This is a genomic window from Phycicoccus sonneratiae, assembly GCF_016887965.1.
Taxonomy (GTDB): Bacteria; Actinomycetota; Actinomycetes; order Actinomycetales; family Dermatophilaceae; genus Phycicoccus; species Phycicoccus sonneratiae.
The window spans coordinates 73,076-97,979 of sequence record NZ_JAFDVD010000016.1 but is presented as its reverse complement, the minus strand read 5'-3'; the positions used below and the strand labels follow the sequence as shown (position 1 = coordinate 97,979).

27 protein-coding genes are annotated in these 24,904 nt (G+C 73.7%); 8 read left to right on the top strand and 19 right to left on the bottom strand.

Annotated features, from left to right (window positions below):
* A complete protein-coding gene (locus JQN70_RS14840; protein WP_204132136.1) occupies positions 1-1,128 on the bottom strand; it encodes an 8-amino-7-oxononanoate synthase in 1,128 nt (375 codons plus the stop codon).
* A 182-nt stretch (positions 1,129-1,310) separates the two neighbouring features.
* Between JQN70_RS14840 and JQN70_RS14835 the strand changes: the two genes are divergently transcribed.
* From JQN70_RS14835 to JQN70_RS20600, 5 genes are all read left to right on the top strand, one after another.
* Complete coding sequence (locus JQN70_RS14835) at positions 1,311-2,258, top strand: hypothetical protein (RefSeq protein ID WP_204132135.1); 948 nt, start codon at positions 1,311-1,313, stop codon at positions 2,256-2,258.
* Positions 2,255-2,629 (top strand): GntR family transcriptional regulator, encoded by a 375-nt coding sequence (locus JQN70_RS14830; RefSeq protein ID WP_204132134.1) that lies wholly within the window; start codon positions 2,255-2,257, stop codon positions 2,627-2,629. The genes JQN70_RS14835 and JQN70_RS14830 overlap by 4 nt, the downstream gene beginning before the upstream one ends.
* A gap of 59 nt (positions 2,630-2,688) precedes the next feature.
* Positions 2,689-3,105 carry a pyridoxamine 5'-phosphate oxidase family protein gene (locus JQN70_RS14825; RefSeq protein WP_204132133.1) on the top strand — a complete coding sequence of 139 codons (417 nt, stop codon included), beginning with the start codon at positions 2,689-2,691 and terminating at the stop codon, positions 3,103-3,105.
* Positions 3,106-3,163: 58 nt separating this feature from the next.
* Positions 3,164-3,643, top strand: coding sequence for a DUF1003 domain-containing protein (locus tag JQN70_RS14820; protein ID WP_307836004.1), 480 nt, complete (start codon positions 3,164-3,166; stop codon positions 3,641-3,643).
* 137 nt (positions 3,644-3,780) lie between these two features.
* Complete coding sequence (locus tag JQN70_RS20600) at positions 3,781-3,903, top strand: hypothetical protein (RefSeq protein ID WP_255546995.1); 123 nt, start codon at positions 3,781-3,783, stop codon at positions 3,901-3,903.
* 29 nt (positions 3,904-3,932) lie between these two features.
* Here JQN70_RS20600 and JQN70_RS14815 read toward each other — a convergent pair whose 3' ends face one another.
* The 10 genes from JQN70_RS14815 to JQN70_RS14770 all read right to left on the bottom strand — a co-directional run bounded on the left by JQN70_RS14815 (position 3,933) and on the right by JQN70_RS14770 (position 14,751).
* The gene (locus JQN70_RS14815; protein WP_204132132.1) at positions 3,933-4,778 is read right to left on the bottom strand and encodes a hypothetical protein; all 846 of its coding nucleotides are present in this window, start codon (positions 4,776-4,778) and stop codon (positions 3,933-3,935) included.
* A 389-nt stretch (positions 4,779-5,167) separates the two neighbouring features.
* On the bottom strand, positions 5,168-6,271 hold the full coding sequence (locus JQN70_RS14810) for an IS1595 family transposase (protein ID WP_204132131.1): 1,104 nt from the start codon (positions 6,269-6,271) through the stop codon (positions 5,168-5,170).
* A 52-nt stretch (positions 6,272-6,323) separates the two neighbouring features.
* On the bottom strand, positions 6,324-7,655 hold the full coding sequence (locus tag JQN70_RS14805) for a S53 family peptidase (RefSeq protein ID WP_204132130.1): 1,332 nt from the start codon (positions 7,653-7,655) through the stop codon (positions 6,324-6,326).
* A gap of 17 nt (positions 7,656-7,672) precedes the next feature.
* Positions 7,673-9,820, bottom strand: a complete 2,148-nt coding sequence (locus tag JQN70_RS14800) for a hypothetical protein (protein WP_204132129.1) — start codon at positions 9,818-9,820, stop codon at positions 7,673-7,675.
* Positions 9,821-9,929: 109 nt separating this feature from the next.
* Positions 9,930-11,246: an adenosylmethionine--8-amino-7-oxononanoate transaminase gene (locus tag JQN70_RS14795; RefSeq protein ID WP_204132128.1), complete on the bottom strand. Its 1,317-nt coding sequence runs from the start codon at positions 11,244-11,246 to the stop codon at positions 9,930-9,932.
* 28 nt (positions 11,247-11,274) lie between these two features.
* Positions 11,275-11,760, bottom strand: coding sequence for a DUF6584 family protein (locus JQN70_RS14790; protein WP_204132127.1), 486 nt, complete (start codon positions 11,758-11,760; stop codon positions 11,275-11,277).
* Positions 11,761-11,821: 61 nt separating this feature from the next.
* The gene (locus tag JQN70_RS14785) at positions 11,822-12,376 is read right to left on the bottom strand and encodes an NADPH-dependent FMN reductase (protein ID WP_204132126.1); all 555 of its coding nucleotides are present in this window, start codon (positions 12,374-12,376) and stop codon (positions 11,822-11,824) included.
* A 235-nt stretch (positions 12,377-12,611) separates the two neighbouring features.
* Entirely contained in the window at positions 12,612-12,857 is a 246-nt protein-coding gene (gene bsaP / locus JQN70_RS14780; protein WP_204132125.1) for a biotin synthase auxiliary protein BsaP, read from the bottom strand.
* A gap of 13 nt (positions 12,858-12,870) precedes the next feature.
* Positions 12,871-13,884, bottom strand: a complete 1,014-nt coding sequence (gene bioB, locus JQN70_RS14775; RefSeq protein ID WP_204132124.1) for a biotin synthase BioB — start codon at positions 13,882-13,884, stop codon at positions 12,871-12,873.
* Positions 13,885-14,025: 141 nt separating this feature from the next.
* Positions 14,026-14,751: an AIM24 family protein gene (locus tag JQN70_RS14770; protein ID WP_204132123.1), complete on the bottom strand. Its 726-nt coding sequence runs from the start codon at positions 14,749-14,751 to the stop codon at positions 14,026-14,028.
* Between the two features lie 119 nt (positions 14,752-14,870).
* Here JQN70_RS14770 and JQN70_RS14765 point away from each other — a divergent pair, with 119 nt between their 5' ends.
* A complete protein-coding gene (locus tag JQN70_RS14765; RefSeq protein ID WP_204132122.1) occupies positions 14,871-15,347 on the top strand; it encodes a hypothetical protein in 477 nt (158 codons plus the stop codon).
* 20 nt (positions 15,348-15,367) lie between these two features.
* Here the strand turns inward: JQN70_RS14765 and JQN70_RS14760 are convergent, their stop codons facing one another.
* The 7 genes from JQN70_RS14760 to JQN70_RS14730 are packed head-to-tail and all read right to left on the bottom strand — an operon-like array spanning position 15,368 to position 22,804.
* The gene (locus JQN70_RS14760; RefSeq protein WP_204132121.1) at positions 15,368-15,721 is read right to left on the bottom strand and encodes a GatB/YqeY domain-containing protein; all 354 of its coding nucleotides are present in this window, start codon (positions 15,719-15,721) and stop codon (positions 15,368-15,370) included.
* Positions 15,718-16,560 carry a M56 family metallopeptidase gene (locus JQN70_RS14755; protein ID WP_204132120.1) on the bottom strand — a complete coding sequence of 281 codons (843 nt, stop codon included), beginning with the start codon at positions 16,558-16,560 and terminating at the stop codon, positions 15,718-15,720. Before JQN70_RS14755 ends, JQN70_RS14760 begins: the two co-directional genes overlap by 4 nt.
* A gap of 42 nt (positions 16,561-16,602) precedes the next feature.
* Entirely contained in the window at positions 16,603-17,043 is a 441-nt protein-coding gene (locus tag JQN70_RS14750) for a BlaI/MecI/CopY family transcriptional regulator (protein WP_204132119.1), read from the bottom strand.
* A gap of 2 nt (positions 17,044-17,045) precedes the next feature.
* On the bottom strand, positions 17,046-18,692 hold the full coding sequence (gene cydC / locus JQN70_RS14745) for a thiol reductant ABC exporter subunit CydC (RefSeq protein ID WP_204132118.1): 1,647 nt from the start codon (positions 18,690-18,692) through the stop codon (positions 17,046-17,048).
* Complete coding sequence (cydD, locus tag JQN70_RS14740; RefSeq protein WP_204132117.1) at positions 18,689-20,278, bottom strand: thiol reductant ABC exporter subunit CydD; 1,590 nt, start codon at positions 20,276-20,278, stop codon at positions 18,689-18,691. The genes cydC and cydD overlap by 4 nt, the downstream gene beginning before the upstream one ends.
* 19 nt (positions 20,279-20,297) lie before the next feature.
* The gene (gene cydB / locus JQN70_RS14735; RefSeq protein WP_204132116.1) at positions 20,298-21,329 is read right to left on the bottom strand and encodes a cytochrome d ubiquinol oxidase subunit II; all 1,032 of its coding nucleotides are present in this window, start codon (positions 21,327-21,329) and stop codon (positions 20,298-20,300) included.
* A gap of 17 nt (positions 21,330-21,346) precedes the next feature.
* Positions 21,347-22,804, bottom strand: a complete 1,458-nt coding sequence (locus tag JQN70_RS14730) for a cytochrome ubiquinol oxidase subunit I (protein ID WP_204132115.1) — start codon at positions 22,802-22,804, stop codon at positions 21,347-21,349.
* A 189-nt stretch (positions 22,805-22,993) separates the two neighbouring features.
* Between JQN70_RS14730 and JQN70_RS14725 the strand changes: the two genes are divergently transcribed.
* Both JQN70_RS14725 and JQN70_RS14720 read left to right on the top strand, forming a co-directional pair.
* Positions 22,994-23,380, top strand: coding sequence for a helix-turn-helix transcriptional regulator (locus JQN70_RS14725; protein ID WP_204132215.1), 387 nt, complete (start codon positions 22,994-22,996; stop codon positions 23,378-23,380).
* Between the two features lie 9 nt (positions 23,381-23,389).
* The gene (locus JQN70_RS14720; protein WP_204132114.1) at positions 23,390-23,851 is read left to right on the top strand and encodes a VOC family protein; all 462 of its coding nucleotides are present in this window, start codon (positions 23,390-23,392) and stop codon (positions 23,849-23,851) included.
* Between the two features lie 12 nt (positions 23,852-23,863).
* On the opposite strand, the gene galE is transcribed toward JQN70_RS14720, so the two are convergent.
* Positions 23,864-24,883: a UDP-glucose 4-epimerase GalE gene (gene galE / locus JQN70_RS14715; protein WP_204132113.1), complete on the bottom strand. Its 1,020-nt coding sequence runs from the start codon at positions 24,881-24,883 to the stop codon at positions 23,864-23,866.
* Between the last annotated feature and the right edge of the window lie 21 nt (positions 24,884-24,904).

Here is a 24,904-nt window from a genome sequence, read left to right as displayed (position 1 = left end):
TCAGGCCTGCGAGGGGACGAGCTCGGCGAGCACCGCGCACGCGCGGTCGAGGTCGTGGTCGGTGTGGTCGGCGTGGGCCGTGATGCGCAGCCGCGACGAGCCGTCGGGCGTCGACGGCGGCCGGAACGCGCCCACCCGGACCCCGAGGGCCGCGGCCCGCTCGACGGCCTCGACCGTCTCGTGCGGCCCGGGCATCGGCACCGACATCACGGCGCCGTCCGGCGCGGCCACCCCGCAGGTCTCGGCGAGGCGAGCAGCGTTGGCGTGCAACCGAGCCGGCAGCTCGGGGTGCTCGCGGAGCACGCCGAGGGCGGCGAGCGCGGCACCGGCCGACCCCGGCGCCAGCCCCGTGTCGTAGATGAACGGACGCGCGGTGTTCACGAGGTGGTCGCGCACGTCCGGGGAGGCGAGGACGACCCCGCCCTGGGCGGCGAGCGACTTGGAGAGGGTCGTCGTGACGACGACGTGCTCGGCGCCGGACGCCCCGGCGGCCGCCACGAGCCCGGCGCCGCCCGGCCCGACGACGCCCAGCGCGTGGGCCTCGTCGACGACGAGCAGCGCGCCGGCCTCGGCGGTGAGGGCCACGAGGTCCTCGACCGGTGCGGCGTCGCCGAGGACCGAGTAGACCGACTCCGCGACGACGACCGCCCGCGGGGTGTCGCGGCGGGCGAGCAGCTCGGCGACGTGCTCGAGGTCGTTGTGCCGCGAGACCGAGACCGCGGCCCGCGAGAGCCGGCAGCCGTCGATGAGCGAGGCGTGCGCGTGCTCGTCGCTGACGACGAGGGTGCCGGCGTCGGCGAGGGTCGTCAGGGCCGCGAGGTTCGCGGCGTACCCGCTGGAGAGGACGAGCGCCGACGGGGCGCCGGTGAGCGCGGCGAGCGCGGCCTCGAGCTCCTCGTGGACGTCGAGGGTGCCGGTGACCAGGCGGGACGCCCCGGCGCCGGTACCGTACGTCTCGACGGCCGCGACCGCCCCGGCGACGACCGCCGGGTGGTGGCGCAGCCCGAGGTAGTCGTTGCCGGCGAGGTCGACGACGTCGTGCGCCTTGGTCGGGACGAGCCGTCGGGTGAGGCCCGCGTCGGCCCGGGCCGAGGCGGCCTCCCGGATCCAGTCCAGCGGGCTCGTCATCCCTCGATCCTGCCACGGCGACGTCCGGCGCACCTGTGGGGTCGCTGTCACCGGCGCCCGGCCCCGCGGCGGCGCAGGGCACGGCCGGACGGCGGAGTGTTTGTGACAGATGCTTGACACAAGAGCGAGGGCGGGGCATCCTCCACTTTGTACCAACCGCCCGATACAACGAGGGAGGGGCCATGGGGCTCACCGTCCTGTCGCTGCCGATCGCGCTGGTGGCCTTCGTCGTCGCCCTGGCCCGACGCCACGTCGTCACCGTCGGGGTCAACGAGCACGCCGAGCTGGTCCGACTGGCCCGGCGCGCGCGGGCTTGGCGGGTCGGCGGTCTGCTGCTCGGCCTCCTGCTCGGCGGGCTGCTCCTCCTCCTCGGGCAGCGCGTGGACTCGCTCGGCCGGATCACCGCCCTCGCCCCGGCTGCGCTCGGTGCGGGCGTCCTCGTCGGCACCATCGTCGGCGAGCTCACGGCCCGGCCCGCGGTCGGGGTCCGGCGGGCGGCGGTCGTCGAGACGCGGACTGTGCGTGGCCTCCTGCCCCCGGTACGCACCGGGCTCCTCGCCCTGTCGGCCCTCCTGTTCGCCGGCGTCCTCGGGGCGGGAGCCGCCTGGGGGTCACCGGACTCCCTCGGCCGGGCCGGGCGGGCGCTCGCCGAGCAGTGCCGCGTCGTCGTCGACGGCGCCCTCGTCGAGACCGCGTCGTCGCGGGGGCCGTGGCCCGGCTCGTTCTACGCGGTGCCGCTGGCCGTCGCCCTCGGACTGCTTGCCCTGCTCGTGGTCGCCGCGCTGCGGGCCGTGGCGCGCCGCCCGCGGCCGCCGCTGCAGAGCCTCGGCCTCGACTCGACGCTGCGCCGCTGGTCGACGGGGACCATCCTCACGGCGGCGACCTTCACTGTGCTCGGGACCCTCGGCCCGGTGGCCGGCGTGATGGCCCTGGCCCTCGGTGCCGCGGACTGCCCCCAGGGGCTCGGTCAGGTCGTGGTCCGGTGGCTCACCCTCGGAGTCGCCCCGCTGGCGGTCGTCGGCGCGGCGGCCGCGCTGGGTGGCCTGCTCGTCACCCCGACCCTGCGGGTCGAGGACCTGCCACGCCCGCTGCCCGGCGACCCCGCCCCCGTCGGGGCCCCCGTCCGATGACCCTCCAGGCCGTCACGGTCGACGTCCTCGACCCGACGCCGCCCTACGAGCAGCTGCGCCGGCAGCTCGCCGACCTCGTCGGCAGCGGGGTCCTGCTCCCGGGCGACCGGCTGCCCCCGGTGCGCCAGCTGGCCGCCGACCTGGGGCTCGCGCCGGGCACCGTCGCCCGCACCTACCGCGAGCTCGAGCAGGCCGGCTACGTGCGCTCGCGCCGCGGCGGTGGCACCCGGGTGGCGCCCTCGCCCCCGGCCGCCGCGACACCGGGGCAGGCCCTCGAGGAGGCGGCGGCCGCCTACCTCGAGCGAGCCCGCGTCCTCGGCATCCCGGCGGCCGACGCGGTGGCGACGCTGCGCCGGGTCGCCGGCACCTGAGCGCCGTCCGGTGCCGGCGGACGGGCATGCTGGAGGACGTCCCCGACGAAGGAGTCCCCGTGCCCCGAGCGCCCCTGCCCGACGACGTCGCCGAGCTGTTCCGCCGCCCCAACCCCGCCGTCGTCGCCGTGCTCCTCCCGAGCGGCGCGCCGATGTCGGTCGCCACCTGGTACCTCGTCGAGGACGACGGCACCGTGCTGCTCAACATGGACGCCGAGCGGGCCCGCGTCTCGTGGATGCGCGAGCACCCCGAGGTCGCCCTCACCGCCCTCGAGGAAGGGTCCTGGTACACCCACGTCAGCGTCCGGGGGCGCGTCGTGCGCTGGGACGACGACCCCGAGCGGGCGCTCGCCGACATCGACCGGCTCTCGAACCACTACGGCGGCCGGGACTACCCGACGCGCGACCGGGCGCGGATCAGCTGTTGGGTCGAGGTCACCCACTGGCACGGATGGGGTGCCGCGAAGGCCGACTGACCGCGGGGCTTCGTCGGGTCCTAGCGTGGGGCCAGCGCCAGCCCCACCGGAGGTCACCATGAGCGAGCCGTCCCCGTCGACCGTCCCCCTCACCAGCGCACGCACCGTGCCGGACGAGACCTGGCACGAGCGCCACCGGGCGTCGTTGAGCACCGGGGAGCGGGCGGCGGACGTCATGCGCAACGGGATGGGGAGCTGGCGGTTCGTCTTCGCGTTCGTCGCCTTCATGGCGGTCTGGGCGCTCCTCAACTCGCTGACCCGCGGCTGGGACCCCTACCCGTTCATCCTGCTCAACCTCTTCCTCTCCATGCTCGCCGGCCTGCAGGGCGCCATCCTCCTCATCGCCGCCAAGCGGCAGGACGCGGTCGCGGCCGACCTCGCCCGGCACGACTACGACACCAACGTCGCCGCCAAGCGCGACGTCGAGGCCCTGCTGGAGGTCAACGCGACCCAGCTCGAGATCCTCCGCGCGCTCCAGGACGACCTGCGCACGCGGCTCGAGGCCCTGGAGCGGCGCGGGCCGACGACCGGAGCCTGAGGCGGGCCCGGCGGGGCTCGATCCGCTCAGCGGTGATGTGTCACTTGACAAACCACGGTACGGGGCCGCCCACGAACTAGGCTGACCCCCGCCAAGGTCAGTAACGGCGAGGCATGTCTCGGTATGGCCTGGCTGGCATGGGGAAGGCCCCGACCTCAGTGGTCGGGGCCTTCGTCGTCGTCTCGACCCTCACGGTCGTCAGGGTCGCCGTCTTCGTCGGGTGGGTCGGCGTCTGGGTCAATGGCCAGAAGGGCTCGTAGAGCTTCTTCGGGATCGAGACCTTGCAGGCTTACGCGCTCTGGCTCGCGGGGCACGTGGCCTCCTGGCGGGCGGCACCCTGTGCCTCGTCTCCGGGGCCGTACACGAGGTCGAGGTTGACCTTCAACGCATTGAGCCACCGGTCGCGCTCAGACTTAGGGAACGATCCGGACTTCGGCAGTTTGAGCCACAAGCCCTTCAGCACGGGGTCGTCGGCCAAGGTGTCACTCTCCTCCTCTACCCGCGGCCCGCGCACCTCGTCGAGAGCCGTCTTGGGCGGGTTTTCCTGCTCGCTGAGCGTACCCGCCTTGGTCGAGGGCTTCACCAACCGATCCCGGCCAGCCCAGAAAAATCCGGCAGTCTGCGCGGACCGTTGAAGGATCTGCCGCGCACGACCAACCTGCTTCTGCGCTACGCCCAGGTTGAGCAGTTCGGCCTCCAAACCCGCGTCCCCCGGCAGCGCGCGGCCCTGGAACTTCTCGTACAACGCGCTGAACAGTTCGACCCGCAGAAACGCCTCCACGACAGCGGCCTCACGCGTGTGCGCGTCAGCAACCGCGTGCCCAAGATCGGTGAGGGTGATCGTGCCCCGCTTGTTGTTGACCAGCCCAAATGCCGCAGCGGTCGCCACCTTCGTACGAAACCCGCTGCTGGTCGGGCTAACTGCGAGAGCGGCGGCGAGCTGATCCGACGAGCACGTGGTGCTGAAGTTCTCCTTCAGCGTCTCGACCACCGTGACGGCGTCCTTCAGGTCGCTATACGGGAACTTGATTGTCGAGCGCTCCCGCTCTCCGGAGGTCGCATCCTCCGCATCGGGGTCAGCGCTCTGGCTGTCTGCGACCATGTCTGCAAGGTCCTGAGGCGAGATGGTGCTCATTGCGGCTCCTCTGGTCAAAGTGAACTTGAACCATGGTAGCGGGATCGTCGCAGTCAACGCCAGAACTCGCACCGCGCCGCGACTGCGTCTTCGTGGACTAAAGGTGAACTCGTGCCCTATAGTGAGACCAGCCCCGGCGCGATGGGCGCCAGGGCTGGTCTTGGAGGTGATCCCCATGAGGAGGGATTTGCCTCGCTCGCACCGAGTGGACTGACCAGCGAGTGAGGGTAGGTCACCAAGGTCGGGCCGTCGCAGTTACCGCTGCGGCGGTTCGACCGCGGGCCGGGTCATGGTTGACGAGAGCGCCCCTTGGAAGGTCTCTTCGCGGGTCCGATCCCCGTCCGGTCCACCGGGGAAACCCGCTCAATTGTAGCCAATTGAGCGGGTTTTCACACGTCACCGCGCCCTTCGGCGGCCTGTCGATGCGCCCTCTCCATCGCCTCATCCAACGTCAGTCCGGCATCCCGTCGACGCTGCTGGGGCTTGGGGGCGGTCCGCTGGGGAGCCTGCGACCGGGTCAGTGGGCGGTACGAGAGGCGACGACCAGGCACACGCTCGATCAGCGTCCGGACCCGCTCGTGGTCGTCCATCTCGCAGGTGGAGTAGCGGAAGTCGAACTCGTTGAGGTACCGCTGAAGGTGCTCGCGTGAGACGTGGTGGTGGGTGCCGTCGATGCTGCGCTTCAGCTGCGAGAAGTAGCCCTCCGCCATGTTGGTGGAGACGCCGTCGCGGACGTACTCGTCGCGCTCGTGGGTGACGTACGCGTGAGCCTTGGCCTGCCGGGCGATGGTGCCCGTGTAGGACTTCGACGCGTCGGTGTGGAGCGTCGTCACGGCCATGTCGACCTGACCGCGCATGACTGGCAGGAGGGTCGCTCCGGTCACGTCGGGGACCACGCGGGAACGGACCTCGCCGGTCGCCGTGTCCACGAGGGACAGCACGGGCATCTTGTCGCTGCCCCACTTGCCGCGTCCCTGCTCGCGGGGGTCCTTGCGGTGGCGGTTCTTGGGGTTGCCGCCGATCCACGTCTCGTCGGCCTGGATCGTGCCGCGCATCAGACCCGCCAGTGGCTCCAGCGTCATGGCCTCGCGGATGCGGTGCAGCATGTGCCACGCCGTCTTGGGGGTGACCCCGTACTTGCGCTCGACCTCGCGGGCCGACATGCCGTTCTTGGCGCTGCACATGTCCACGATCACGAACAGCCACGTCCGGACGGGGATCTTCGTGCCGTGGAAGATCGTCCCCGTCAGTACCGAGAACTGGCCCTTGCACGCGCGGCACTTCCACACGCGGCGCTCCGACATGTTTCCGGTGCGGGTCTTGCGGCTGACGCCGTTCTGAGGGCGAATGAGGTAGGTCGCGCCGACCTCGCCGCAGTGAAGGCACCCGTCAGGCTCGCCATCCCAGCGCAGCTCCTCAAGGAACTTGTACGCGTCTGCCTCGGTGGCGATCTTCAGCGCCAGCGAGGGGATGGTGAGCGAGTTCTTGGCCATGCCCCAATTCCACGAAGGCATACCTTGGTTTGTCAAGTAACACATCACCCGCTCAGCCGGTGAAGACGCGCAGCCCGTTCGGCGTGCCGATGCCGCTCGGCGCGTCGTAGCCCGCGAGCCCGCGGCAGAGGTAGTCGCCGCCGCAGACGCCGTTGGTGCCCCCGACGACGTCGTTGACGAACCGTGTGCGCTGGTAGGCGTTGGCGTTGCGGAACGTCGTCCCCGTGCCGGCGGCGCCGACCATCCCCGCGACGAGGGGGGCCGAGGCGCTCGTGCCGCCGAGCACGTACCACCCGGGCTCGGTGCTGAACGGGCTCTCCCAGCTGTCGTAGACCGCGACCCCGGTCTGCGGGTCCGCGACGGCCGACAGGTCGGCGACGGTGCGCATCGCACAGTGTCCGTCGTGCTGGAACCAGGGCTTCGCGACGTACGCCGAGCACCCGCTGCCGGCTCCGCTCCAGACCTTCTCGGTCCACCCGCGCGCCGCGGTGGCGTTGCGGCGCAGCGATGTCCCGCCCACTGCGAGCACCTGCGACAGGACCGCCGGATAGCTGGCGATCGTGAAGCCGAAGTCACCGGAGGACACGACGTTGAGCATGCCCGAGGCGCGGTACGAGCGGGAGAACTGCAGGGCGAAGGCGTTCTCGTCGGCGCCGTAGCTGTGCGACGTGACGGTGGCGCCCAGCCGCCGGGCGGTGTCGGTGGCCGCCGCGAGGGCCTCGAACGACGGGTCGTCACCCTCGACGAGGAGGATGCGGCAGGTGGGGCACCCGGTGGACACCATCTGGAGGTCGAGGGACCCCTCGAGCGCCCAGCCCGGGTCGGCCTGCGGCAGAGGCGCCTTCGCGCCCCGCTGGTTGACCTTGCGGAAGCAGCCGCTGGCCGACGTGCACGCGGGCAGCTTGTAGGTCGCGCGGTAGACGGCGAGGTCGGCCTCGGCGGTCGGGACGTCACCGGCGATGACGACGGCGACGGTGGCGCGGCTCGTGCCCGCCGGCAGCCGGTAGGCGGCGCGGAGGTCGCCCGCCCCGTAGCCGGGCGGCTTCGTGGCGGTGGCGGCGAGCGTCCCGAGGCCCGAGGTCGCCCGGGCGAGGCCTGCCGACCGCGTCGCGCTCGCCGCGGCCCGGCGGGTCGTGGAGTCGACACGACCCTCGGCGAGGCACCGGGCGTCGCCGGACGTCGGTCGGGCGCAGGCGGACTCGGTGACGGCGGGCGCGGACAGGCTGGGGTCGGCGGCCGGGTCGACGGGGCCGGAAGGGAGGGCCACCGACGGACCGGCCACGACGCCGGCGGCCACGAGGACCCCGACGACGAGGCTCCCGAGCGGGCGGACGACGGACCGCGTGCGCGAGGGACGACGGCCGGGGGACGACACGTTCTTCATGGGGGTGCTCCTGCCGGTCAGGGGGCGACGGTCCAGGCGCCGCCGATGGTCTGGGTGACGGTGCTGCCCCTGGAGTCGGTGGCCGTGACCCGGAGCGTGGCGCGGCCGGTACGCGACGTGGCCGGGACGCCCAGGGCGAAGGTCGTGGGTCCGGTGCGCCGCACGGACACGGCGGTCCACGCGCCGGTGCCGACCTTGACGTCGACGGTGACCTTCGTGACGTCCGCTCCGGAGAGGTACGGGGTGACCGTCAGGGTGCCCGCGTGGGCGGCCGCGGACATCCGGCCCCGGTCGTCGATCGGCAGCCGGTAGCGCGCCTCGAGCAGCCCGAGGGCGCGGCAGGGGCCGATGCCGTCCGGGCAGGCCCAGCCGGTGAGCTCGTCGCCGAGGGCGGTGCGGGGGACCGACCACGTGGTCGTCGTCGTCGAGTCGGGGAAGCCGAGGCGGCGCATCCGCTCCGAGTGCCGGACGACGACGGGTGCCCGGCCGGCGGGCAGCTGCGCCGCCGTGACGAGCGGGCCGTCACCGGCGGCGACCTCGGTGCCGCTGCTCGTCACGCTCCACGCCACGCGGGCGGGGTCGTCGACGAGCCCCCAGTGGTGGGGGTCGTTGTCGGAGAACGACGGCACGGCCAGCACGAGGGTGTCTCGCTGGAGGCACGCGCCGCAGAGCGGCAGGTCGTCGGTGGGCCGGAGCAGCGAGGGGTGCGAGGGCCGGCGGTTCCACTCCTCCGCCCGGCTGCTGCCCGGGACGATCGCCTGGCTCTCCCCGCTGAAGAACTCCGAGCCCTCGCCGGTCTCCCAGTCGTAGGAGGCGGTGTAGCCCGAGATGGTCCGGACGCCTCGGGTCCCTCCCGACCACACGGTCAGCCGGGCCGGGACGGTCAGCGGCACGCCGAGGGACAGGCCCGACGTCGACGTCGAGAGGCCGTTCTCGACGACGGCCGGGATCCCGCTCGTCGCCGTGCTGCCGCGGTAGGTCATCGCCACCTGCTGGAGGTCGGCGGGTCGGGGGGCGACGGCCATCGAGGTGGGCACCGAGCCGATCCACTCGTAGCCGAGGTCGTACTGGTAGGCCGGGGAGGCGCCGGGGCCGGGGCCCACGAAGGTCAGCGCCGACGAGATGCGACCGTGGCGCACGGCGCTCGGGGCGACGGGGGTCACGGTGACCGACATCCCGTCGAAGGCGAGCACCCCGATGGACGAGGTCCCGGTGTCGCGGGCGTCGGTGCGCACGACGTCGACCGCCAGCGCGCCGTTCTCGGTCGGTCGCGGGGTGGTGATGCGCGGCCGGACCGTCGCGGTGCGGGCGTCGAGGGTGACCTGACGGGGGGCCGAGACGACCACCTCGGGAAGGACCGGCAGCGCCACACCGTCGGGGGTGTCGACGAACCCGCTGACCTGGTAGTTGCCCGCGGGCAGGCTGACCCGCGCCTCGCCCTCGAACGTCACGGCGCCGAGCGAGGCCCGCCGCATGTCGTCGACGTTGTCGACGATGACGAGGCCGTCGGCCGGCGCGCCGTCGGGTCCGACGACCCGGAGCGTGACCGTGTGCATCGGGAAGTTCGGCGTGACGACGGTGGAGCCGGCGGTGAGGCTCGTGACCCCGGCGAAGAGGGAGGTCGCCGGGCGGGTGCGCAGCGCCGTCGCGAGCCGGGCCGAGGAGGCCGCCGTGACGACCCCGGTGGCGGTGCGCCCGGACCGTCGGGTGACCTCCACCCCCGGCACGGCGGTCGGCGTGGCCGTCGACGCGTAGGTGATGGACACCGGCGTGCGGGCCGGCCCGGCCGCGAGCGCCGCCGCGTCGAAGAGCGAGAGGTCGAGGCGGCCGACGACGTCGCGCAGCGCGGACGGCACGACGTAGAGGTGCCCGGCGCTGCGGGCGACGCTGAAGGACGACCGGCTGCCGGGGGCGCGGAGCACGCCGAGCGGGCGGCGGGCATCGGGCAGCGTCACGACGTCGCCGGTGATCAGCCGGACCGTCGTGGGAGCGGTGGCCGGCGCTGCGGAGTACCGGACCGCGGGGGAGGGGACGGCCGCCACCGAGGTGGTGGCCGGGGACCCGACCGCCGTGGCGAGGGGCGCGGTGAGGAGCACCGCCGTGAGTGCCGTCCCGACGGTCCGCAGTGTCCGGACCGGGAACCTGGTGAGCCTGTCGTCTCGCATGGGAGCGCGCCCTTCGTCCACCCCGCTGCGCGGCTGCGCAGTGGCTGAGTTCTACTCCTGCCCACGGAGTCGCACAAGGGTCGTGGCGAGAACTCGCAGCGGGGGGTCGTCAGCCGTGGACGTCCGCGATCGCCGCGGTGAGGGCGTCGGTGATGCGGTCGAGGTCGTCGTCCGCGGTGACGAAGGGCGGCATCGTGTAGACGAGGTCGCGGAACGGTCGGACCCAGACGCCGCGGGCGACCGCGGCGGCGGTGACGCCGGGGACGTCGACCGGCTCGCGCAGCTGGACGACGCCCACGGCGCCGAGGGTGCGCACGTCGGCGACGGAGGCGAGATCGGCTGCGGGAGAGAGCCCTTCGCGCAGGCGACGCTCGATGCGGGCCACCTCGACCTCGGTGTCGCGGGCGGCGAGCAGGTCGAGGTTGGCGTTCGCCACGGCGCAGGCGAGCGGGTTGCCCATGAAGGTCGGTCCGTGCATGAGGCCGCCGGCCTCCCCGACGCTCACCCCCTCGGCGACCTCGCGGGTGCACAGCATCGCCGCGAGGGTGAGGTAGCCGCCGGTCAAAGCCTTGCCGAGGCAGAGGATGTCGGGGGTGGTCGCGACGCGGTCGCCGGCCCACCGGGGGCCGGTGCGGTGGAAGCCGGTGGCGATCTCGTCGTGGATGACGAGGGCGCCGTGCTCGCGGGCCAGCCGGTGGAGCACGTCGAGGACCCGCGGGGTGTAGACGTGCATCCCGCCGGCGCCCTGCAGCACGGGCTCGAGGATCACCGCGGCGATGTCGGCGGCGTTCTGCGAGAACAGGTCCCGGGTGGTCCGCTCCCAGGCGACGAGCTCGGGGTCGTCGTCGGGCCGGTCGAGGCCGGCCGGGGGTCGCGGGGCGAACACGTGCTCGGGCAGGACGCCGCGGAACAGCGAGTGCATCCCGCCGACCGGGTCGGTGACCGACATCGGCGAGAACGTGTCGCCGTGGTACCCGCCGCGGACGGTGAGGAAGCGGGTCCGGCGGCGGCCGGCGGCGAGGTGGAACTGGAGGGCGGCCTTCATCGCCACCTCGACCGACACGGACCCGGAGTCGGCGAGGAAGACGTGCTCCATCCCGTCCGGCGCGAGGTCGAGGAGGCGGCGGGCGAGGTCGACGGCCGGCTCGTGGGTGAGGCCGCCGAACATCACGTGGGCCATCCGGCCGAGCTGGTCGCGGACGGCGGCGTCGAGCTCGGGCACCCGGTACCCGTGGACCGCGCACCACCACGAGCTCATCGCGTCGACCACGTCGTGGGGGGTGCCGTCGGGGTCACGCAGCCGGAGCCGGACCCCCTCGGCGGACTCGACGACGTACGGGTCGCCGGGCGTCAGGGCCGAGGAGTACGGGTGCCAGACGTGGTCACGGTCGACCGCGCGCAGGGCGGCGAGGGCGTCGGCATCCATCGCCGCCCATCATGCCGGGAATGCCGGCTCAGCCCCAGATCCAGCGGAGCACCGTCCATGCGCCGATCAGCACCATGGCAACGACCCAGAGGAGGCCTCCCACGAGCATCGCCGGGAAGAGGACGCGCTCCGTCCACGGCTCGTCCGGCACGACGTCGGGGGGCCGAGGCTCGCCACGGGGTCGCCCGGACAGTCGTCGACGCAGCTCCTCGAGATCACGCGAACCGGTGCGCAGCCTCAGGGGACGCGGGATGCTCGACCACCGCGCATCGTCGGACGGGAACCGGGCTGCCCAGACGGTGACGGCGTCGCGCGCCGCCTCGTCGTCCCGCCCCGTGGCGAACCACAGGGCGCCGGCAGCGGGAAGGTCGTGCATGAGGACGTGGACCTCGGCAAGGAGGTCGACCAGCCCCTCGTCCGGGCGGTGCGGCAGTGCTCCGAGCAGACGGTCACGCGCCATCCACGGGCGGCCCGCCTCCAGGTCCGCCCGGGCGCGCTCGACGGCTCCGGTCACGGAACCGATGGTGCCAGCGTCCCGACGACCCCGCGACGGGGTTCGTGCAGACCGGCCGGGGTCAGGCGGCGGTGCGGGCCTGCTCGACCTTCTCGGCGAGGGCGCGGACGAGGTCGCGCAGCGCCAGGTCGAGGTCGGCGTCGGAGAGCCGTCCCTCCTCGAAGGCCTGGAACGCGGAGCCGACCCCGACCGTGTCGTCGAGGACGTCGGCGCCGGCGACGGTGAGGACCTTGACGCCGTCCTCGCGGGCCCACTGGGCGGCCCGCGGCGAACCGCTCGCGCCGAGGACCGCGGCCGGCTTGGTGGCGACGACGGCCGCACCGCGCGGGCGCGACGCCCAGTCGACGGCGTTCTTCAGCGCGCTGGGCATCGAGCCGTTGTACTCGGGCGTGACGAGCAGGAGGGCGTCGTGGTCGGCGACGGCCTCGCGCAGGTCGCGGGCGACCTGGGGCAGCGCGTCGTCGTGGTCGAGCTCCTCGGAGTAGTGCGGGAGGTCGGCCAGCTGCTCGAAGACGGTCGCCGAGGTGCCCTCGGGCAGGTGGGCGACGGCGGCGTCGGCGAGCTGGCGGTTCGTGGAGCCGGCGCGCAGGCTGCCGACGAGGACGAGGACGTTCACGGTGGGTCTCCCGGGTGTGCGATGGGGGCAGGGGCGGGTCGACGCTGACCAAGTGGTTGAACCGTCAACCACCGTGGCACATTCCGTGGAGCCCGTCACATCGGGTCGAGGTGAAACCCGACCCCCAGGTGGTCGCACATCACCTCGACCCGGCGGAGGCGTCCTCGGGTCGAGGTGAAATCCGACCGGCAGAGGGTCCAGTTTCACCTCGACCGCGCCGCAGCGCCGGCGGACGTCAGCCCCAGGTGCTGCGCTCGACCGTGCCGTGCTCGATGCAGGTCGCCGTCCACGCCCCCGGCGTGACCTGCACCTTCATCCGGCGCCGGCAGTGGACGCAGAAGCGCGGCGGCTCGAGCTCGGCCCGCCGGGTGCACCGTGCGTGGTCGCCGTCCACGAGGGCGACCCCGCACTGCCCGCACCACGCCCCCGGGTCCTCGCCCCGGGCCACGGGCCCGTGCGCCCCCGCGTCCGCGAACACCACCGTCCCGAGCCCGTCAGAACGTCTCGTTGAGGGCCTTGATCGGCATCTCGAGCTCGTCGAGCAGCGCGAGGTCCTCGCGGGGGTCGCGTCCGAGCGTCGTGAGGTAGTTGCCGACGATGACCGCGTTGATGCCGCCGAGCAGGCCGTCGCGGGTGCCGAGGTCGCCGAGGGTCAGCTCGCGGCCGCCGGCGTACCGCAGGATGGTCCGCGGCAGGGCCAGGCGGAAGGCGGCGATGGTGCGCAGCGCGTCGTTCGCCGGCATCGGCTCGAGGTCGCCGAAGGGGGTGCCGGGGCGGGGGTTGAGGAAGTTCAGCGGCACCTCGTGCGGCTCGAGCTCGCCGAGCTGGGCGGCCAGCTCGGCGCGCTGCTCGAGCGTCTCGCCCATCCCGACGAGCCCGCCGCAGCACAGCTCCATCCCGGACTCCTTGACCATCCGGCAGGTGTCGAGCCGCTCGTCGAACGAGTGCGTCGTCACGACGTTGGGGAAGTAGGAGCGCCCGGCCTCGAGGTTGTGGTTGTACCGGTGCACCCCCATGTCGACGAGCTCGTCGACCTGCTCCTGCGTCAGCATCCCCAGCGACGCCGCCACCTGGATGTCGACCGCCGCCCGGATGGCCGCGACGCCCTCGCGCATCTGCTCCATGAGCTTCTCGTCCGGCCCCCGCACCGCCGCGACGATGCAGAACTCGGACGCGCCGGTGGCCGCCGTCTGCTTGGCCGCGCGCACCAGCTCGGGGATGTTCAGCCACACCGAGCGGACGGGCGAGGTGAACTGGCCGCTCTGGGAACAGAAGTGGCAGTCCTCGGGGCAGCCGCCGGTCTTCAGCGACACGATGCCCTCGACCTCGACGGCCGGCCCCTGGTACCGCATCCGGACCTCGTGGGCGAGCGCCAGGAGGTCCTGGAGCCGGTCGTCGCCGGTGCGCAGGACCGCGAGGACCTGCTCCTGGGTCAGCGGGACGCCGCGCTCGAGCACCTGCTCGCGCGCGACGTCGAGGATGTCCGTGCCGGTCACCTGAGCCGTCATGCCCGCGATTGTCGCAGTCCGTCGCCCGGCCCGGCAGGTGGCGTCCACCCGACCTGTCGGAACCTTCGGTGACCTACCGGAAGCAACCGGCAGGTCACCGAAGGTTCCGGCAGCCGGAGGGAAAGTGGGGGCGCGGGGGGATCAGCTGAGGAACTGGCCGAGCATCCCGCCCTGCTGGTTGCCGCCGCCCTGGTGGCCGCCCTCGGTCACCGACTCGCTCGGCTGGACGAGGACGTAGCCCTGGCCGCCGAAGGCCATCTGGAGCAGCTCGCCGGTGCCGCCGCGGATCATCGACCCGAAGCCGCCGGTGTCGACGCGCACGTCCATCGAGACCCCGGAGGTCCAGAGCACGACAGCCTGGGCGTCGGCGAAGGTCGGGGCCGAGGCGACGTCGAGGGCGATGGGGTCGCCCTTGGTCGTCACGGCGACGTAGCCGGTGCCGCGCAGCGAGACGTTGTAGAGGCCGCCGGTCATCGCCGCGCCGCGGGCCTGGATGCGGTGGATGTCCCACTGGATCGAGCTCGAGAAGGCGAGGACGTTGTTGCCGTTCACCGAGATCGCGTCGTTCTCGAGATACATGACCTGCACCTCGGAGGCGAGGTCGGCGAGGAAGAGCTCGCCGCTTCCGGAGCACTCCATCATCTTGACGCCCTCGCCGGTGACCGCGGCCTTGAACATCTTGCCCATGCCGCCCGAGCCCTTGTTCGCGAAGCGCACGTCGCCCTGGTAGGCCACCATCGAGCCGGTCTTCGCCTGCACCGGGCCGTACTGCATCTCGACCTTGAGCATCTTCTTGTTCTGGAGCGAGAACGGGTCGCCGGTCTCCTTCTCCCTGAAGTCGTTGAACAGCGAGCCGTGGATCGTCATCGGTGCAGCCTTCCGCGTCGGTCGGGAGCGTTCTCCCGTCGGGCACAACGCTAGAAGAGACGAGGGGGTCGGGGCTATGGTTCCGAGCACAGCAGAGGGTCGAGTCAGGGAGGACCCGGATGAGCTTCTTCGAGCGGGCCAAGGCGGCCGCGAGCGACCTCGCGGCCAAGGCCGACGTGGCGATGTCGAACGCGGGGGTCAACGTCCCCGGCATGGGCGGCGACCGCGCCCTGCGCGACCTCGGGGTCATCGCCTGGATGGACGCCACGGGGCGCCCGGTGGCCGACGCCGACCGCGAACGGGTGATGGCCACGCTGCGCGACCTCGAGTCCTCGGGACGGCTCGGGCCGCTCACCCTGACCCCGCCGCAGCCGGCCTACGGCGCACCGCCCCCGCCGCCCGGGGCCGCCGGCGCACCCGCTGCCCCCGCCGCGCCACCGCCCCCGCCGGCTCCGGAGGCCGCGCCCTCCGCCCCGCCGCCGCCCCCGTCGGCGCCGCCTCAGTCCGCGCCGCCGCCGCCGGCCGCACCCCCGGCCGCCGAGCCGCCCCGGGGCGACACGCCTCCTCCGCCGCCACCCCCGCCCAGCTGGGCCTGACCCGGGCGCGCGCCGGAGCGTCAGGCGTCGAGGTGGGCGCGCAGCACCGCCGCCTCGGCCCGCAGCCGGGCGGCCTCGTCGTGCCGGGCGTGGCCCGCCAGCACCTCCGCCGCGCCCTCGCGCTCGGCCACCTCGGCGTGCACGACACGGCGCACGTCGTCCTCGGTCAGCTCGCGCCGCGGCGCGTCGGCGGCCCCGACCCCGACCCGCGCCTCCTCGAGGGCCCCCGCCGACGGCGCGTCCGACACCGGCACCGCCTCGGCGTTGGCGACCGCCCCGAGGGCCGAGCGCAGCGCCGAGACCGCGGCGGCGTCGCGGGCCCGCATCGCGGGGCGCAGGGCGTCGGACAGCCGCGCGCGCAGGTCGCCGCTCACCCGAGCACCAGCGACAGCAGCCCGAGCGGCGCGAGCAGCGCCGCGAGCGCGATGCCGTAGGCGAGGACGGCCAGCTCGGGACGTGGCCCGGCGGCCAGCAGCTGCATCCGGACCGGCGCCGAGGTACCGGCGCCCATCGCCGCGTCCGGCGACCGGCTCTCGGCGATGGCCAGGAGGGCCCGGGCCGTGGCCACCTCACCGCTCGCCCGGACGGCCGCGCGGTCGGCGAGCGCCTCGACGAGCAGCCGCACCTCGGCCAGCGCGCGGCGGGAGCGGAAGGTGGACGGCACCGACTCGTGGAGCACGGTGAAGAACTCGAGCAGCAGGTCGTGGCGCGCCCGCAGGTGGGCCTTCTCGTGGGCGAGGACGGCCGCGAGCTCGGGACGCGGCAGCGTGTCGAGGACCCCCTGCGACAGCACGACCCGAGCGCTGCGCCCGGGGATGCAGTAGGCCGTCGCCGTCGGGTGCTGGAGGACACGGAGGCCGTCGCGCTCGTGCTCGGCGACGATGTCGACCAGGTCGCGGTGGCGTGCCCGGGCGGCCCGCACGCGGGTGCCGACGAGGTGGCCCGAGACGAGGACGCGCACGAGGACCGCACCGCTGACGAGGGCGCCGAGCGCCGTCAACCACGGGTGGCGGGCGATGCCGTCACGGCCGGCGAGGACGAGCACGGCTGCCGGCGCGACGAAGAGCGCCGCGAGGATCCCGCCGAGCGAGACCGACTGCCACGCGACGAGCGCGGCCCGCGGCGCGTGCCGGAAGCGCGGCTGGCGGGCGAGCAGGCCGGGCGTCACCCAGACGAGGAGGACGGCCAGCCCGGCGAGGGCGAGCGGGACCACGCGACCATGGTGACAGGCCCGCCGTCACCCGTCAGCAGGCGTTCAGCGGCGCAGCCGGTCGCGGAGCCGGCGCGCGGTCTCCTCGCCGGAGCCGGCCCGGGCCTCGACCTCGGCCAGGGCCGCCTTGAGGTCGTCGATCTCCGCCGAGCTCGCGCCGTCGAGGAAGTGCAGCAGCGCGGCCCGCCGGTCGGTGACGTCCATGTCGTCCATCGTGCGGCGCATCGTCTGCGCGGTCATCGCCTCGCGGGTGTCGGCGGGGAAGTAGCGCCAGGCCCGGCCCTCGCGCTCGCGGGTGACGAGCTCCTTCTTCGCGAGCCGGTCGAGGACCGTCATCACGGTCGTGTACGCGATGTCGCGGTCCTGCTCGAGCGCCTCGTGCACCTCGCGGACGGTCGCGCCCTCCGTGGCGCCGGCCGCCCAGAGCCGGTCCATGACGACACGCTCCAGGTCGCCGAGGCGAGGGGCTGAGGTCGAGTGCGGCATGGCTACTCCTTCGTGAGGGGCGACGCGGGGCGGTCACCGAGGTCGAGGACGGCGTCGAGTCGGTCGATGGCCTCCGCGCGGTGCGACACGAGGACGACCGATCGGTCGCGGGTCGCGTCGAGGACATCATCGAGCACGGCGGTGGCCGTCGGGTGGTCGAGGTGCGCGGCGGGTTCGTCGAGGAGGACGACGGGCCGGTCGGCGAGGACCGCCCGGGCGACCCCGAGCCGCGTCCGCTCGCCGCCGGAGAGGCCGCGGCCGCCGGTGCCGAGGCGGGTGCCGAGGCCGTCGGGCAGGCCCTCGAGCCAGCCGCCGAGCCCGGCGAGCCCGAGCGCGGCGCGGACCGCGTCGTCGTCGGCGCCGGGGCGGGCCAGCCGGAGGTTCTCGGCGAGCGTCGTGGCGAACACGTGCGGCTCGTCGTCGACGACCGCGACGTCGGCCCGCACGCCGGCGAGGGTGCGGTCGCGGACGTCGGTGCCGTCGACCGTGTGCCGGCCGCGGCTGACGTCGAGGGTGCGGGCCAGCACGGCGAGCAGGGTGGACTTGCCGGAGCCGTTGGGGCCGACGACGGCGACGTGCCGCCCGGGGACGAGGTCGAGGTCGGTGGGGGCCAGCTGGTCGGCACCGCCGGTCCACGAGGCGCTCGCGCCCTCGAGCCGGACCCGCGGCCCGTCACCGGGCCGGTCGACGGCAGCGGCCGCCGGGTGCTCCGGGTCGTGGACCGCCGGCCGCTGGTCGAGGAGGGCGTCGAGCCGGGCGCTGCTGCCCTGGGCCCGGGCGAGGGCGCGCATCGTGTCGACGAGCGGGGCGAGCGCCTCGCCGACCGCCACGGGGACGAGGACGAGCAGCGCGGCCACCGGGGCGCCGACGGCGGCGGGGTCGACGAGCCACGCCGCCGCCACCGTCGCCGCCGCCGTCCCGAGGAGGACGAGCGCCGCGACGCCCGCACGGCCCCGGCTCTGCCGCCGCACCGCGCGACGCAGGGCGTCGTGGGCCTCCTCGAGCCAGCCGAGCGCGACGTCCTGGGCGCCGATGGCCCGCAGCTCGCCGGCCTGCCGGGCGACGAGGTCGCCGATGCGGGCGGTCTCGGCGCGCGCCGCGAGCAGCTCGTCGCGGGAGCGGGACTCGACCCGCCACGCGAGCACGCACCCGAGCGCCAGGACGAGGAGCAGCCCGGTGACGACGAGCCCGACGGCCGGCGCGAACCACGCCGCGAGGCCCGCGGCCAGCACCCCGGCGACGGCGCTCGACAACACCGGGACGGTGACCCGCACCTGGGCCTCGACGACGTCGGTGAGGTCGTCGACGACGCCGGTGAGCACCTGCGAGCGCGAGCGGCGGCCGAGCCGCGCCGGGGTCAGGGGCACGAGCGCCGCGTAGACGCTGCTGCGCCGGTCGGCGAGGTCGGCGAGGGCGGCGTCGTGGGAGACGACCCGCTCGAGGTAACGGAAGAACGGGCGGGCCATCCCGAAGGCCCGGACGGCGACGATCGCGGCGAGGAGGGTGAGGATGACCGGGCGCTCGCTGGCCCGGACGATGAGCCAGCCCGAGGTCGCGGTGAGCGCGATGCCCGCCGACGTTGCGGCGCCGCCGAGCAGCCCGCCGAGCACGGTGGCGCGGGTCGGGCGGACGACGGGGCCGGCGCTCATCGGTGCACCTCCGCCCCGGCGCGGGTGAGGACGACGTGCTGGTCGGCGACCCGCACCAGCTCGGGCCGGTGGGTGACGGCGAGCACCGTGCGCCGGTCGGCGAGCTCGCGCAGCAGGTCGCCGACGAGGGCGGAGGAGGCGGCGTCGAGGTGCGCGGTCGGCTCGTCGACGAGGAGCACCGGCGCGGTGGAGAGGGTGGCGCGGGCCAGCGCGACCCGGGCCCGCTGGCCGGCGGAGAGGCCGACGCCGTCGTCACCGAGGCGGGTCGCCAGGGCCTCCGGCAGGCCGGCGACGAACCCCTCGAGCCCGACGCGGCGCAGCGCCTCCCAGAGGGCCGGGTCGGGGGCGTCGGTGCCGAGGCGCAGGGCGTCGCGCAGCGTCCCGGCGGGCAGGAACGGCCGCTGGGTGACGAGGTGGACGCGGCCGGCCGAGACCTCGCCCGTCGTCGGCGTGCGCAGCCCGGCGAGCACCTCGAGGAGGGTCGACTTGCCGACCCCGGACGGTCCGGTGACGACGGTGAGCCCCGGCCCGGCCTCGAGGTCGACCTCGTGCAGCACCGGCGCGTCCGTCCCGGGGTGGCGGTAGCCGAGACCGCGCGCGGTGACGCCGAGCTCGTCGGGCGACGACGGGCCCCGGACAGGGGAATCAGGGTCCGTCGTCACGTCGGCGAGCACCGCGGCGACGGCTTCGGCGCCGTCCGCGGCGTTGTGGAACTCGGCGCCGACCCGGCGGATCGGCCAGTAGGCCTCGGGGGCGAGGAGGATGGCGAGCAGGCCGGTCCGCAGGTCGACCGTGCCGTGGGTGAGCCGGAGCCCGACGGTGACGGCGACGATGGCCACGGAGATCGACGCGAGCAGCTCGAGGGCCGCCGAGCTCATGAAGGCGAGGCGCAGGGTGCGCATCGTCGCGCGCCGGTGCCGGCGGCTCACCTCGGCGATCACCTCGACCTGGCGCTCGGCCCGCCCGTAGCCGACGAGGGTCGGCAGGCCGCGCATCACGTCGACGAAGTGGCCGGCGAGCGACGAGAGCGCCTCCCAGCGCCTCTCGGTCTCGTCGCGGGTGGCGGCGCCGATGAGCGCCGCGAAGAGGGGGAGCAGGGGGAGGGTGAGCACGACGACCAGGGCGCTGAGCCAGTCGACCCACACGAGCGCCGCGACCGCGAGGACGGGGACGACGGCGCCGGCGACGAGCGCCGGGAGGAAGCGCGCGGCGTACGGCTCGACGGCCGCGACGCCCTGGGCCGAGAGGGTCGCGCCGCGGTCGGGGTCGGGGCGCTGCTCGGCGGGGACCTCGAGCCACCGGCGGAGGAGCACGGTGCGCAGGGCGGCGGTGACCTCGACCCCGGCCCAGGCGGCGACCCTCTCCGACGTCCAGCCGAGACCGGCCCGCACGACGAGCAGGCCGGTGAGCCACGCGACGGGCCCCCCGAGCCCCCCGCCCTCGACGACCGCGACGACGAGCGCCGCGAGGGCGAAGGCCGTCCCGATCGTGGCCGCCCCCTGGGCCACGCCGACCGCCGCCAGGACGGCGACGGGTCGGCGGGCCGCGGGGGCGACCGCGAGGACGCGGGGGTCGAAGGGCCTCATCGCCGGGACGGGCTCCGCGTCAGGACACCGCGACCGGGGCCGGGATGTGCTGCGTCCCGATCCGCTTGCGGAAGGTGTAGTAGGTGTACGCGGTGTAGAGCAGGACGATCGGCGTGAAGACCACGGCGGCCCACGTCATGATCGTCAGCGTCATCGGGCTGCTCGAGGCGTTCTCGATGGTCAGCGAGCGGCCACCGTCGAGCGTCGTCGGCATGACGTCCGGGTAGAGGGCGAGGAAGTACGTCGCGACGGCCATGGCGGCGGTGACCGCCGTGCCGACGAACGCCCAGCCCTCACGGCCCTGCGTGTTCATCCAGATGGCCGCGAGCAGCGCCCCGGCCGCGACGACCGTGGTGACCCACGACCACAGGGAGCCCGTGGAGAGGTTGAGCCACAACAGCGTCACGACGGCGAGGCCGGCGGTGGCCAGGCCGAGCGTCGTGCCCATCCGCCGGGCGTCCTCCCGGATCTGCCCGCTCGTCTTGAGCGCGATGAAGTACGCGCCGTGGGTGAGCGAGAGCGCGAGCACGGTGAGGCCACCGAGCAGGCTCAGCGGGTTGAGCAGGGTGAAGAGGTTCCCCGCGTACTCGCTGTTGCCGTCGAGCGGGACACCGCGGACGACGTTGGTCAGGGCGACGCCGACGAGCAGCGGCGCGGCGACCGAGCCGCCGATGATCGCGAGGTCCCAGCGCTTGCGCCACGTGACGTCGTCGCGCTTGCCGCGGTACTCGAAGCCCATGTTGCGCACGATGAGCGCGACGAGCACGAGGAGCAGCGGCAGGTAGAACGCGGAGAACATCGTCGCGTACCACTCCGGGAAGGCGGCGAAGGTGGCGCCGCCGGCCGTGAGCAGCCAGACCTCGTTGCCGTCCCAGTGAGGGCCGATGGTCGTGAGCATGACGCGGCGGCGCTTCTCGGTGTCCTCGGCATCCTGGCCCTTGCCGAGGGAGGGGAGCAGGGCGCCGACACCGAAGTCGAAGCCCTCGAGGACGAGGTACCCGGCCCAGAGCAGGCCGATGAGTCCGAACCAGACGAGCTGAAGAGCATCCATTGTCGTTGTCCTGGGGGTCAGTAGGCGAACTGGAGGGGGCGGTCCTCGTCGGCGTCCACGTGCGCGGCCGGGTCCTCGAAGGGCTCGGCGCCACGGCGGACGTAGGTGAGGAAGAGCTTGACCTCGACGACGGCGAGGGCGGCGTAGAGGAGCGTGTAGACGACCATCGACACCCACACCTCACCGACGCTCACCGAGGGCGAGACCCCGGTGGCCGTCGTCATGAGGCCGTAGACGAGCCAGGGCTGGCGGCCCATCTCGGTGAAGATCCAGCCGAAGCTGTTCGCGAAGATCGGGAGCAGCGGCGTGAGCACCGCGATTGCCGTCCACCACTTCGCCTGGGGCACACCGTTCTTGCGGGTGGCCCAGAGTGCCATGGCGGCGAAGAGCATCGTCAGGAAGCCGGCGCCCATCATCAGGCGGAAGGTCCAGTAGGCGACCGGGACGATCGGCGTGTAGTCGTCGTCGGTGACGAGGGCCGCGACCTCCGGGCCGTACTGCTTCGCCACCTGCTGCGCGGCGTCGCGCTCGCTGACCTTGAGGTCGTTGATGCCCTCGACGGTGCCGTTGAAGTCACCCGTGCCGAGGAACGAGAGGAGACCGGGCACCTCGATGAGCCGGCTGGCCCTCGACCCGTCGAGCGGCCCGACGGAGAGGACCGAGAACGGGGCGTTGCTCGTGGTGTCGTAGAGCGCCTCTGCCGCAGCCATCTTCATGGGCTGGACCTCGGTCATGATCTTGCCCTGGACGTCGCCGGAGACGATGACGCCGAGCGAGGCGACGAGGGAGACGACGGCGCCGACCCGGACCGCCTTGCGGTACACCGGGGCGTCGTCGGTGGCGGCGTCACGACGGAGCAGCCAGAGCGCCACGCCCATGATCACGGCGCCGCCGACCATGTAGGCCGAGAGGACGACGTGCGGGAAGGTGACGAGCTGGACCTTGTTGGTCAGCACGGCGAGGAAGTCGGACATCTCGGCGCGGCCGGTGGTCGGGTTGTACTCGTAGCCGACCGGGTTCTGCATGAACGAGTTCGCCGCGAGGATGAAGTACGCGGAGAGCACGGTGCCGATGTGGGTGAGCCACATCGTGCTCGCGTGGAGCTTCTCGGGGATGCGTCCCCAGCCGAAGATCCAGACGCCGAGGAATGTGGACTCGAGGAAGAACGCGAGCAGCGCCTCGAAGGCGAGAGGGGCACCGAAGATGTCCCCGACGAAGCGCGAGTAGTCCGACCAGTTCATGCCGAACTGGAACTCCTGGACGATGCCGGTGACGAGACCGAGCGCGAAGTTGATGAGGAAGAGCTTCCCGAAGAACTTCGTGAGCCGGTAGTACTCCGGACGGTGCGTGCGTACCCACTGGGTGTGGAAGTACGCGACGACGGCGGACATCCCGATCGTCACGGGGACGAAGAGGAAGTGGTAGACGGTCGTGATGGCGAACTGCCACCGGGCGACGTCGAGCGAAGATCCCATGCCTTGCTCCTGGGGACGGCGTTGTAGTACGACGTGACGTAGTACAAACTACAGGGTGTCGTAGACGGCCCGGAACCCGATCCCGTGTGACGCGGACCACGCAGGCTCACCTCACCCGCCGCACAGCCGTGGCACAGTGGCGAGGTGCAGCGCGAGGACCTCGTCCGGCTCCGCCGGGCCCGCGACCGGATGGACCGCGACTACGCCGAGCCGCTCGACGTGCCCTCGCTCGCCGCCGAGGCGCTGATGTCGCCGGGGCACTTCCACCGGATGTTCCGCGAGGCCTACGGCGAGACCCCGTACCAGCACCTCATGACGCGGCGGATCGAGCGGGCGGCCTCGCTCCTGCGCCACGGCGACGTGTCGGTCACCGACGCGTGCATGGCCGTCGGGTGCACCTCGCTCGGGTCGTTCAGCAGCCGGTTCACCGAGCTGATGGGCGTGACGCCGAGCGAGTTCCGGGCGGCCTCGCACGAGGGGGCGGCGGCCATCCCGTCGTGCGTCGCGAAGGAGGCCGAGCGTCCGCGCCGGGACCGGTCAGGTTCGGAGAAGCGGGCCGAGGGCGCCCGGGCCTAGCCTCGGCGCATGGACACGACCGGCACGACCACCGCCACCTCGACGCTCGCCGTCGCCAACGTCTTCCTCGTCGTCGACGACCACGAGGCCGCCCTGACGTTCTACCGCGACGTCCTCGGCTTCACGGTCGTCAGCGACTACGCGCAGGGCGAGTTCCGGTGGCTCAACCTCACCCCGCCCGCGCAGCCCGACCTGACGATGACCATCCAGTCGGTCGGTGGCGGGCCGCACACGAGCGCGGAGGACCGGGAGGCCATCGACACCCTCCTCGCGAAGGGCCTGCTGACGCCGGTCGTCCTCACCTGCGCCGACGTCGACGCGGTGTTCGAGCACGTCCGGGCCTCGGGCGCCGAGGTGCTCCAGGAGCCGATGGACCAGTTCTACGGGGTGCGCGACTGCGCGTTCCGCGACCCGGCCGGCAACCTCCTGCGCATCAACCAGAAGCTCCCGGCCGCCCCCGACCACGCCTGACCCGGCCGGCGCTCAGGCGTCGGGGTACCCGTGCGGGTTCTTCGACTGCCAGCGCCAGGTGTCGGCGCACATGTCGTCGACGGTGCGGGTGGCCCGCCAGCCGAGCTCGGCCTCGGCCCGCGCGGGGTCGGCGTAGGAGGCGGCGACGTCGCCGGGGCGCCGGGCGACGACCTCGTACGGCAGCTCGTGCCCGCAGGCCCGCTCGAAGGCGTGCAACAGCTCGAGCACCGAGGTGCCGTGCCCGGTGCCGAGGTTCCACGTCGAGACGGCGTCGTCGGTGGCCCCGAGTCGCACGAGGGCGGCGACGTGCCCGGCGGCGAGGTCGTCGACGTGGATGTAGTCGCGGACGCCGGTGCCGTCGGGGGTCGGGTAGTCGTCACCGAACACGCGCAGCCGGTCGCGCCGGCCCACCGCGACCTGGGCGATGTACGGCATGAGGTTGTTCGGCACGTCGGACGGGTCCTCGCCGATGCTCCCCGACGGGTGCGCGCCGACCGGGTTGAAGTACCGCAGCAGGGCGATCCGCCACGAGGGGTCGGAGACGGCGACGTCGCGCAGGATCTGCTCCTGCATCACCTTCGTCCAGCCGTAGGGGTTGGTCGCCGAGGTGGGCAGGTCCTCGTGCATCGGCACCGGCGCGTCCGAGCCGTAGACCGTCGCCGAGGAGGAGAACACCAGCCGGCGCACCCCGTGCCGGCGCATCGCCCGCACGAGGGAGAAGGTCGAGCCGATGTTGTTCTCGTAGTACTCGAGCGGCTTCTCGACGCTCTCGCCGACGGCCTTGAACCCCGCGAAGTGGATGACCGCGTCGAACGGCTCGTGGGCGAAGAGGTGCTCGGTCTTGTCGTGGTCGGTGAGGTCGAAGGAGCGGACGTCGAGCGGCTGCCCGGTGAGCGCCTCGATGCGGCCGACGACGGTGGGCTTGGCGTTGGCGAAGGAGTCGACGACGACGACGTCGTGGCCCGCCGCGACGAGCTGGACGACCGTGTGGGACCCGATGTAGCCGGCACCGCCGGAGACGAGGACGCGCATGGCCCCGACCCTAGCGGCGGG